Genomic DNA, 800 nt, shown 5'->3' with positions numbered 1-800 from the left:
AAGATATACCGTCTCGCCTGTCTCTGAGCGAGATCCTCTTTATGAGTCTGTGTAATGCAAATATCTATCAGATCTTCTGGCGTAAGGTCGCCATTTTTTTCTTCCCAAAATCTCTGCCGTATTCTTCAACCAGCGGCTCATTAAATTGTTCAGAGAGAAGCCGAGATAGCTTTGATTTACCTGTTGATTCAGCCCCTAGGAAAACAATCTTTTGGACGCTAAAGTCAGCTTGGACAGATTGATCGATTAGCCCATTGTCTTGGTTCCGAGTAGAACGCATAAGTGAGCCACTTACCGGATAAGTTTCCCTGTTGAGGTCGACACAAACATGCTCGACAGGAGAACCAAAACCAGTCGCTGGATCACTCAGAAATTGAGCGAAGCCATCCCCATATTCTTCACTCGTAAAGACTGCATCAACTTCCAAACCAAACTTGTATGAAAGAAGTCGATAGGTGAAATGCCGATGCATATGGTCAGCTTCACTATTGCTGGGCATTGGAAGATTCCAAGCGCTATGAGCTCGCCAAGACTCGACCGTGGCAGCATCAACACACAGAACGCTAGCGGATGGAAAAACTGATTTTATCCAATGCTCTCTTATCTTGGCAGAGCAGGATGGAAACTCAGGCCTTGAGTAGCTGATGACGACAACATCTTCACACTGATTAAATGCGTTTTGTATTAGATACTCGTGCCCTTTATGAAGAGGTGAAAATTTTCCAACGACTAATCCGCGCTTAAAGGGCTTTGTTGCCAAGTCTTTTCTCCCTTATTTTCACTCCTGTATATTTTTATCC

General features: G+C 44.0%; 1 protein-coding gene. It reads right to left on the bottom strand.

The window, feature by feature from the left end:
* Window positions 1-67 precede the first annotated feature (67 nt).
* Window positions 68-760 carry an AAA family ATPase gene (locus A3757_RS05170; RefSeq protein ID WP_068739262.1) on the bottom strand — a complete coding sequence of 231 codons (693 nt, stop codon included), beginning with the start codon at window positions 758-760 and terminating at the stop codon, window positions 68-70.
* Window positions 761-800 lie beyond the last annotated feature (40 nt).

The organism is Oleiphilus sp. HI0117 (assembly GCF_001635235.1).
The sequence above is the reverse complement of the archived record's forward strand: the minus strand, read 5'-3'. Positions and strand labels throughout refer to the sequence as shown.